This window comes from Photorhabdus africana (genome assembly GCF_035181445.1).
GTDB classification, from domain to species: Bacteria; Pseudomonadota; Gammaproteobacteria; order Enterobacterales; family Enterobacteriaceae; genus Photorhabdus; species Photorhabdus laumondii.
In genome coordinates this window covers 1-11,469 of record NZ_JAXBVE010000066.1, presented here as the reverse complement: position 1 = coordinate 11,469, position 11,469 = coordinate 1, and the positions used below count along the sequence as shown (strand labels likewise).

Below are 11,469 nucleotides of genomic sequence, written 5' to 3'. Positions count from 1 at the left end.
ATGAATTTCTTACTGGTAATCGGAGGATACCCCTGGACGGTGATTAAACTCAAAAATAGAACTCAGTATCTATCAGCGTTAGAATCAGCCTCGGTAGGAAAGAATGTGAAGTTATTTACGGAGTTCGTGAAGCAATCTATGCAGGAGAGAGAACCAATATGAATTGGATATTAGCCTAAATCCTAAATTTAATAATAAAACCCTAAATTTAATATTAAAATAATAATGAAGAATTAATAAAAGCATTAACAAATAAAACTCAGAAATAATTTCTGAATAAAAAAATGGCCCACCAATTCTGTGAGCCATTTTTACTTCTATACCCGTCATCTTTCAAGTTGCCTCTTTGTTGGCTGTACTCACTCACCCCAGTCACATCGTTATCTATGCTCCCGGGGATTCGCTCCCTTGCCGTCGCGATGCATCTTGAAATCCATAAGGTATATAACAATTTTTTTACTAATTTATAGAAAACTGATTAGGCAAATTTCCCCTTACCAATCGTGACATCGATCCACGCCGTTGCGATAGCCGTTTTCGCCTGACTGTCCAGACCCGCAATAAAACCATTATCACCCACTGCCGGAGCAAAACCGCTCATTGCCTGGATCAAGGAATCCACCGCATTATCTGACAGTGCCGTAAATTCGCGCTCCCCTGATGCGTTCTTATCACGCATCCGAGTCAGCAGTTTGGCGCGGTTGCCATTAAAGTAATCATTAAAGGTGACCGAACCCACCGATTCAAATTTCCCCTGAGCGGTGGTGTCCTGAGTATGGCGATTCACTGACAGCACCAGATCATACCCGCTGCGCTGCAACCACAGGTTTCGCCAGTCAACACCGTTAAACAAGATCATATCTTCTGCGTTAATATCGCTTACTCGGTTATCAATCACTTCTTCGCTGACCACAAAGCTATCCACACCTGCACCGCCCCGGAAATGGTTCTGGTACCCGCCTAACACCAGCAGATCCTGACCTTCACCGCCATTAAACTCACTGAACTTCGAAATCGCTGCGGCTATCAGATAATCATCACCTTCTCCACCATTGATCACCGCATGGTAGCCCATCAGCTTAATCGCATCATTGCCGGAATAACCATCAATCCGATTGTCATTACCAAATACTCTGGCAAAGTCGTCGCCCCCACCCAATTCGGCTTGATTATTATTGCCGATGATCACCGCATAATCCTGACTTTCCCCAGTATCCATCCGGTTATAGTTGCCGGAGGTGACTACGTAATCCTGTCCGTTACCGGCATCAATAAAACCACCTTCACCAAAAACAAACGCCTGATCATTGCCCTCCCCCATAAACACATGGTTAATCCGACCGGCCACCACCGCAGTATCATCGCCGTTACCGCCAAACATCCCGTTTTCACGTCCCAGCAGAACACCCAGATCATCCCCTTCACCACCAGTAAAGAGGTTGGAAGTGCCGATGGAGTAATAAACATCATCACCCCGACCACCCCAGAAGTTGTTGTTATCGCCCAGATAAGCACCGAGATCTTTACCATCTCCCCCCCAATTGAAGTTATAGTTTCCCAACGAGAGATGGATATCGCCATCATCATGCAAATGACCGCTGTTACGCAGAAAATCAAACGTTTTCTGCTCCATATTAAGCAAATCAGCCGTCAGGTTTTCTTTCAAATGTGTAACTAAGGACTGCATTTCTGTCTGCTTATCTTTACTGAACATCGTCGCAAACAAGTTAGGCAAATTCAGTGAGTTAAAGCCAAATGCAGATTTTACTTTATCATCGGCCTGAGCACGCTTTCCATCGATGCTCACTGGCAATTCTGATTCACGGTTTTCATCCGAGGCTTTCTTTTGCAGGCCATGACTTTCGGCAAACGATCTGATGCCATCCCTGCCCATCTCCATGCCCGCTTTCAAACCATCAAGCAATTTCTCCGAATTTGTAAACGCTTTCAGTTGATCACCACTAAATTCTTCAATCACTGTCAGCATCTCTCGCAGAATCGCTTCGCCATCAACCGGGTCTCCTGTACGGGAAACCATCTGACCTTCTGTGGTGTAATTCACGCCAAAGATATCCGCTAAAGTCGTCTCCGCGTTTACACCAGCTAATCGGCCCAGCAATTTGTTCTTAAGCTGACGCGGCAAATCCTGTGGATGATAGGTAAACGTGGTCTTCGCCATCCCCGTTGCCGAATATTGCTGCGTCATCAGGCCAAACAACGAACCCAGGTTAGTATCCAAAATCGACTGAATATTATCACCGAACATAAAATTCCAGTTACCGGCGGTTACCTGGATATCGGCCCCCTGACCCCCGACGGCAAAATTAAAAGCCAACTTCTGATTAGCCTGACGGAATTTATTTGCCCGGCTCATTGTGCCCATATTAGTCACATTGCGGGTTAGCCACTGGTTGAATTTCTCATTCAACGTCGCTTCAATATCTCGCTTCAAACTACGGCTACTACGTTCATGCTGTGAATCCAGATCAACCAGCGTTTTATAATCCACACTGCTTGTTTGATCCAAACCGGACATATCTTGCACAAACTTGTTCGCACCGACGATAGTCCATTGCTGATCTTGCACGGTTAACCCATCCTGTTCTTTGCCAAAGTAAGCAATATCTTGTAGTACTCCGGTAACATGCACCACACCATCAAATGGATTAACCAGTGGCGGCGTTGGAATAGATTTATCCATCATCACAATCAAATCATTACTGCTGCCTTGGTTGAAACTGACATTACGATTACCAATAAACATCTGCGCCCCTTCAAACGCTTGGTAACCATTGATATCGAAGCTGTGTTTACTATCACCATCACCGAGATGAACCATCACATTATTGTCACCGAAGGTCAGTGATTTAAAACCCCCGGTACCCACTTTAATACCGACATTTGATGTTCCCCAATTGAGCGCAGTAAACTCCCCTTCACCCACATTCACCTGAATATTGCCAGAGTAGCTAAGCTGATTATTCGATTTATCGTTGGTGTTAATCTGAATAGTATTTTCACGTTTCTTTGGCACAGTAAAAGGGCGACGATAATCTGCAACTGCCCCTCTCGCCACCGCATCAGCGCCGGTATATCCCACTGTGGCAAGGGTGATATCACTTTCAGCAATTCCGCGAATCACCCTTTCTGTACTCGCCGTCAATTCACCCTGTTTATCCCATTGAAATACGATTTTGTTATCAGGCAGGTTATTAACCCATTGGTTATTGGCATCACGGGTCAGTTTACGGCCTGTTGCATCAATTGCGACTTCGCTATGGCGAACGGAAACATGACTGAGAATACCTTGCTTATCTAACGCGGTGATAAAGCGGCGGGCAAAACCGTCCCGTTTGTCATCACTGATCAGAGCACAACTCACGAGGCTGATATGGTAAGGTTTACTCGCCGACTTAAGATCGTGACTGAACTGCTTTAGTCTCACAGCAAGTTCATCGGCAGTGTAACCACTCAGGTAAATGTTATTTTGCGCCGACGTATCACGGCCATGACCGACAATTTGCCAACGTAACTTACCGGATAATTTGGCAGGGTTGCCATAAATGACACGATATTTACCGTCAGCATCGAGTTGCACAATCACACTGGAATCCGGGTGTTTACCGGCCAGATTGGCAGCGGCTTTGGCTACGACCGGATCATCCTCCATTTGAATAATGACCTGATGACTAAAACGAGTTATACGATCATCGGCTTGTGGGGTGACGGTTACCCGCTCCCACACTTCTGCATTTTTATTTTTGATCGCATCACTTGATGACCATTTTTCCAGTAACGGGCTCGCCACATCCCCCTCAACCGGCACTTTAAGTATCAGCTTGTTTGCTGCCGGATAAGAGAGGACTTTATTAATATTCGACCGCACAAAGCTGGCAGCTTGCTTAAAGTTATTACTCTCAACGTCAACCAGAACCTTCTTCGTTTGTTTACCTTGCTTAGCCGTTACTTCCAGGGTGATATCCCCTTTTCGGTAATCAACGACACGTCCAGTGATGTTTGAACCTAAGTTAAATACCTTGCCTTGCTCTTTCAATGCACGCAATACGTAGTCTTGTTCACCATCGCGTGACGTTTTCCAAACACCGTCATATCTCGCAATGGTTCCCTCTTCAAACTGATTAAACTGAACATAAAAGCTTTGGTCAGGCTCTTTACTTGCCTGGAATTTATAATTCGTTATAAATCCCTTATGAAACGAATCCATAAAACGGCGGAAATCGTTATAGTCAGCAAATGATTTACCACCATAGTTAGGATCATAAAATGACCAGACTGTTTGGTTGAGTTTTTTATGTACCACAACGGACATGGCATGTTCTTCAGACATGAATGATAGGTAAGTCGACTTTCTTACATTACGCAACTTATCCATGACGGATTCATAACCTTCAGCAAAGTAATTCAAGGCATGATTAATGTTCCCCCCGGTTAATCCATTGGCTTTCAACTTGCCGCCATAAGCCGCATTCGCTTTTCTATACGCTTCAGGGGTAGAGCTATCCATAGACTGGCTGTACTGCATCGATAATAAATCTTCAATAACCATCCCGATATTTTGACGCCGATATTGGGTCAACAAAGCGGATTCGATGGCGTTGATATCGGTTTTCTTATTGACTGATGTGTCGTTGTAGGCTTTTACCGTGTCTTTTAACCACAACATATAAGCTTTACCGCCCCCTGAGCCATGTACGCGTTCTTCTATTAAGTAACGGGCAGATAAAGCAAAACATAATCCTTGCATGAGTTTTTTAGACTCAACCGTATCCCCTTTAGTCAGGAGCACACTGCCAATTTCCGGGATAATTTTGCTGATTTTTTCCAACACATTACCATCCTGGCTAAAGTGAAATGAATAAGCCTCCAGCTCTTTCCCATGCGCGATAAAATCAAAAATTTTATTATCAATTTTTTGTAGCACATCCCCTTTGATTGCCCCACGATGTTGAGAAGATGTTGTCAGCAGATTTTTATCCAACAGTGCTTGCTGATTGACCGGCAACCGATTAATCCTGTTTTGTGCCTCTTTCAGTACGGACAGATCTTCTTCCATCAATCCGGCACTGAATCGCCCATCGGCCTGTACGACAAACTCAGGGTTAACATGGCTGCGGGTTTCAACCATAGCCGTGGAATGATACGCTTTTCCAGACAAACCACTGCCAAGGGCGCCCATTCGCTGCGGTTTGGCATTGTCACTCTGCTTCACGCTCTTCGCCTCGGTCTGGGCCTGAACCACTTTATCCTCAGCCACGGCAATATCCTGTTTGCCTCGATTCTCCGCCGCCTGACAGGCAACGCTAGCCTCATTTTTAACTTTTTCCGCCTGCTGCTGTTGTAACAGTGCCTCTTCCTTTCTCAAATTTATTTTTTCATAAGCGCCCATGACATCTTGTTGCACATCAATACGATGCTGCTCACTTTTCACTACACCGGCTTCCGCTTGCGCAATCGCTTTTTTTATTTTTTGTTGATGACCGGTAACATTTTGCTGAGCATTAAATAACTCTTTCTGTGCAGTAGATTTGGTGTGCTCCCATTGACTTTGAACATTGTTCAATAATCCAGCAGCAAATTGATTACGCCATTGCTCCCCTGATTTACCGTGGTAATTATTAAAGCCATGCAGTGCATCCAGACCTTGAGTCATGGAGAGCAGTTCATCTGTTACTGCTTGTGATTCTTCTTTTATCGCATCACGCTGCGCTTGCCCATTGGTGTTTAGCGCTGCCTGATCCGTTGATTCCAGTTGAGACCGCACGCCTGCAATTGCGGCCAGTTGCTGCTCTTTTTCTTGTTCCAAAAGACGGCGATCTTCTTCGGCTTGACCTTTATTGCTTAACGCATTTTGCGCCGCGTTATCCTGTTTTACGTGTTCGATAACCGCCTTGACGGGCCGTGATCTCTCAGATTTCGCAACAATATTATCGAGAATATAACCTACGCCATCGTCTAAACCGGTCCCCTTAAATTCGATTCGGTTACTCCCCTTTTTTGCTGTCAGCGCCAGCGTTTTGTTTTGCCATTTAGGGGCATCTCCAGAAGTTGAGAATACCCGTTGACCGTTCCAGAAAATCTCCATGCCATTGTTGGAAAGAGTAGTACCACGACGATTAGCAAAATCAAAACTCAGTGAAATCACTTCTCCCTCAAGCAAATCTTGTAGGTTCTGATAAACCGTGGTGTTTATACCCGCATCAAGCTCACTGACTCGCTCTCCATGCCCCTCTTTATCAAGACCGTAAGCACCGGCTGAGCGGTATGTTTCAATACCATTAGTTGCCCGCCAGCCGTCATTACCTTGTTCAAAATCACCATTAATGATCAGATTAGTTCCCTGTTCCGGATCATTGCTTTCATCAATATTAATATTCAATGAATTATGGATATTTTCGAGCTCAGGCGTTTCGACCGCGGTTACAGAACCACTCAGACGACGGCTTAAATCTGAACTTACCGGCGCAATTTCATCCATCTGAAAGCCATTAATAGCAGAAACTTCGGCTAAATGAATCGCCCCTCGGCCTTTATGTGTCCCTGACGTATTAGCCTCACCGCCCTGAACCAGATAGTTGATCGCCTGACTGCCCTCTACACTTAACGCTGTCTGTTTGATCTGTTCAAAGAAGAAAGCGAGTTTGTTGCTTTGCGTATTGCTTTCTGCAACAGAGAAACTATAGAAATCACCGTTGCCAATCCTAATCGCCACGTTATTGCGTGCGTAGGAAGCATTGATGCCCAAACCATCACCCATATAGATATTGGCATTAGCTTGGCCTTTCATCACCGCGACATTGAGGCCATTGCCAACTTTGGTATTAATATTGTGCTTACCCCACGCCACGTTAACGGAAACACCCTCACCCACTTTGGTATTCACATTCAAGTCGCCATGCGTCACCGTTACATTTAAGCCATTTCCCACAGTGGTGATAATATTCCCTTTGCCTTTTGCCGCGGTAACCTGCATGCCATCACCCACTTTGGTGACGGTATTGCCTTCACTCCACAAGGCATTAAAGCTGTCACCGTTACCCACCTGAGTCACAATATTGGCCTCACCTTTGGCCAGCACCACATTACGCCCATCACCGACCTTAGTAACAACGTTGACTTTGCCCCAAGCGCCGGTGTAATCATCACCGTTACCCACATGGGTAATGATATTGGCATCCCCCTGAACGACTGTGACTTCTTGTCCATTCCCTACTTTGGCAATGATGTTGGCTTGACCTTTCGCGAAGTTATAACGGTCACCATGCCCCTTTTGCGTCAGGATATTCGCCGCCCCCCAAACCGCATTAATACCAGTGCCATTCCCCACTTTGGTCACGATATTGGCTTGACCTTTAGCAAATCCCACCGTTGTGCCATGACCAACATGGGTCATCACATTCCCCACATTCGACACAAGCAAACCGACTGTTGTCCCCTCTCCCACCTTGGTCAGCATATTGCCTTCGCCAAGCAGGATACCAGCGGTCATCGAGTTGCCTACATGAGTGATAACATTCGCTTTCGCCCCTGCAACAACCCCCATAAAATCATTACCGGTTTTGGTGACAATATTCGCGTCTCCTAATGCCAAAACACCGGTTAAGCCATTGCCGACATGGGTCATGATATTGGCCTGACCAAACATGGCCGCCAGCGTCGTCCCTTTACCGACTTTGGTCATCACGTTCAGTTCACCGGCAACCAAACCAATACTGGCACCATCCCCCACATGCGAATAGATATTGGCCTTACCCATCATCAAGGCGGCGGTCAGATCATTACCGACCTTGGTCAGCACATTGGCCCCCCCAATCATGGCCGCAAAGGTATTGCCATTCCCCACATGGGTAAAAATATTGGCCCCACCAATCATTGCGGCCAGCGTCATGCCATTACCCGCTTTAGTCGCGATATTGCCTTTTGCCAGCATCAGGGCAACACTTGTGCCATCCCCAATGTGGGTAAACACATTGCCTGCGGCTACCATCAATGCCAGCGCATTACCATCACCCACTTTTGTAAAGATGTTTACTGCGCCCCCCATCAGCGCCCATATATCGCCGTTGCCAACATGAGTAAAGAGATTGCCTGCACCCATCATGGCGGCAATCACACTCCCATCCCCGACTCTGGTCAAGAGATTGCCCGTGGCCCCCATCACCGCCAAAGTCTGACCACCACCGACATGGGTCAGTACATTACCTATCCCAAACAGAGTGCCAGTAGTATCGCCGTCTCCTATTTTGGTCAAGACATTAGCACCACCGAGCATCACACCTGTCGTATTCCCATTACCAATATGAGTCAGAACGTTTGCACCACCGCCCATCACGGCTAACACATTGCCCAACCCTTTCTTGGTAAGAACATTAGCCCCACCCAACGCAATTGCCCTGGTATTCGACATTTCGGCATCATCAGCGATATGCGTGATAACGTTAGCCCCACCGAGCATACCGGAAACCAAATCACCGACACCGAGCTTAGTCAGCACATTGGTGCCACCCACCAGTCCCGAGGAAACACTGCCACTGCCTTTTTGGGCCATGACATTAAAACCACCGGCACCTAACCAGCTCGCGCTACCCTTGCCTATCTGTGTGTGCGTATTGTAACCACCCAACATGATAACCCGGCTGCGACCGCTACCTTTGTGAATCGAAATATTGCCAACCGCCAGAAGACGTGCCAAATATCTACCATCCCCAACCCGCACGAAAACATTTGCCGCCCCCGCGGCATTAACATCCATTTCGCCATACCGGCTTTGATGAACGACAACGTTTGCTAAACCAGCACCGTTAAAATTAACATTGCCACGTGTAACGTTGGATATAATAACGTTTCCACCGCCAGCGCCATTGAATTGAATATCACCGGAGCTATCACCATTACGGGCAGATGCATTCACAAGTTCTTGCTGACTATATTCTTCGGTATGCGCTAATCGATCAGATGCACGACGTATTGTTGTATTAAGACAATATTGCAGTTGACTTAGTGTGCAACCCCCCTCGTTTATAGCGCGATAACCGCTCGCAAGCGAAATATCTTTATTTGCCAAATTACCGGTATGATCACCCGCTTTGTACCACGCGCTGGCAAAGTATTTGAGTTCCTGCGTAACAGGATCATTTTCCAATTTAACCACCACTACTTTAGTGTGCGACTCCAGATATTTAGCATACACATAAGTATTTGGTTGACGGTTCGATCTCACCGCAGCAACATCAACTTTCTGGCGGTTAGAAAAGATCGCATGCCCTCCCATCTTTGCCTCAGAGAGGGTAATATCTTCCGCTTTAACCGTCGCCCCATGAGCACAAATAACCCACTCGTTTTCAGACAACCCTTCTTCAACGGCATGGATAGTTATCGGTTGATGATGTTCAATCATTAAATTGAAAAGGCGATAAGCATCATTGGTGTTGGTATTGACAAAGCCATTACCGGAAGAAATATCCGTTGAAGCAAGATCTTTAAGATGCTCACCTTCCTTATACCAAGAGGTGGCGTAATAATTGAGCTTACCGGTTTCAGGATCATTTCGTAGTCGAATTTTACTAATTTTCGTATACATTTCGTCAGCAAACGCAAAGAGATAAGTATCAGGCTCGGTAATTGATTTAATGCCTGTCACTTGCTGGGCTTTTTGAATCCAACCTCCGCCCATCGTTGCTGTCGTTAATATAATATCTTGAGCTTTAGCATATTCCAGCGCTTCATCACGAAAACTATCATTCATGCCTATTCTAGATATTTCGTTGTAAGCACCGGCACCAGAGAAGTTAATATTACCGTGTGCAATATCAGAATAAATCTTGTTATAACCCCCTAGACCTTCAAAGGAAATATCACCACGAGTCTGCTTATAGATATCTTCTTTTTGGCGAATACGCTTAATTCGGTTCGATGCCCCAGCACCCTGCAAGATAATATTACCTTCTTTACCCTTACGTATAATGTGATTATCAGCTCCAGCCCCATTGAAAACAATATCACCGCGCTCTATCCGCGAGCTAATACTGTTTGCCGCCCCTGCGCCATTAAATGTGACATCGCCACGGCTTTCATGGTAATGATTATACCAAGTGCGGTCGATTTTATTACCCGCGCCAGCGCCATTAAAGTATAAATTGCCCTGATTGGTTGCGTGCCATAATCTGTTATAGCCGCCCGAACCGTTGAAGATCACATCCCCCGTCAGACCATTACGGTTCATTTCGTTATAAATAGCCGCACCGGTAAAATCCAAATTACCGTGATGACCAGTATGATCCATAATAATATTACCCGCAGCGCCGGTAAACAAAACATTACCATCATCACTTTTATCAATATCGGCGTAACCCGTACCACCTTTTACGGTCAGATTACCTGTGGAATCCACAACGGATAAATATGCCGCACTACCAACTACCGTGTCATTACCTGTGCCAGTATAGACTTCGGCGGCAATCGACCCCAACGTAATATGGTCATTTCCTCCGAGGGCATAAATGTAGCCCCAAAATCCAATGGCAATAATGTCATTATCATTGTTATCACCCAAATAAATCCCAGTAAAGAAATATTTCGCACTCCTGCTTGATAATGTCCCCATAAACAATCCCTTAGTTAATATGAAGTTAAAACCGTACTCGACGAATATAATGGTTAGGTTGAACATCTCATTGCTTGAACAATACCAATCCCTTAGCCTCTTCATGATAAAAAGAACGAAATAACATATTGTTAGCAACGTTAAAACGGTGTTCACAGGATATGATCATTTCGAAAAAAATAGATATCCCGGCTCAACGATTAAGCTTTATTTAAAATATTGAATATAGGAAAATATGACTTCACCCATTATTTCATTCATTCAGCAATTTTATTCTTAGCACACGAAACATAAGGTAAGCAGCTCCCCTGCTGACATGCCGATTAGAGAAAATTTGTACCAATTTTTTAGACATACATTTACCCAAAAGACAATTTATTCATAAAAAATGCACAACAAAATCTTAAAATCAGAAAATATCTAAACTGGTGTATAGACAAACACTTTCAAATAAACCTACCGAATAAAATAAAGCCAACAGTTAAAAGCAATATTTAACACAGAAAACCGCCTTCTTTCACATAAGATATAACGTTTTGCTAATTATGATCAATAAATTATTTTCCATTTATTAAAATACAAAAATATATTATTACGAATGTTATTAATTCAATGTTGACAATACCAATATTGAATTAATAAATATTTAAAATAGTTAATTTCAATTCTATTTAATATAAATCTACCATCTGTCCTGACGTTAAAAAAATGTCCGATTTTTCAGGTTATTTCTTGACATATACCCTATGGATTTCAAGATGCATCGCGACGGCAAGGGAGTGAATCCCCGGGAGCATAGGTAACTATGTGACCGGGGTGAGCGAGAGCAGCCAACAAAGAGGCAGCTT

At 44.8% G+C, this 11,469-nt stretch carries 1 protein-coding gene; it reads right to left on the bottom strand.

What is annotated here, in order from left to right:
- Positions 1–478: 478 nt before the first annotated feature.
- Entirely contained in the window at positions 479–10,621 is a 10,143-nt protein-coding gene (rtxA, locus tag SLS51_RS21765; RefSeq protein ID WP_323840627.1) for an MARTX multifunctional-autoprocessing repeats-in-toxin holotoxin RtxA, read from the bottom strand.
- Between the last annotated feature and the right edge of the window lie 848 nt (positions 10,622–11,469).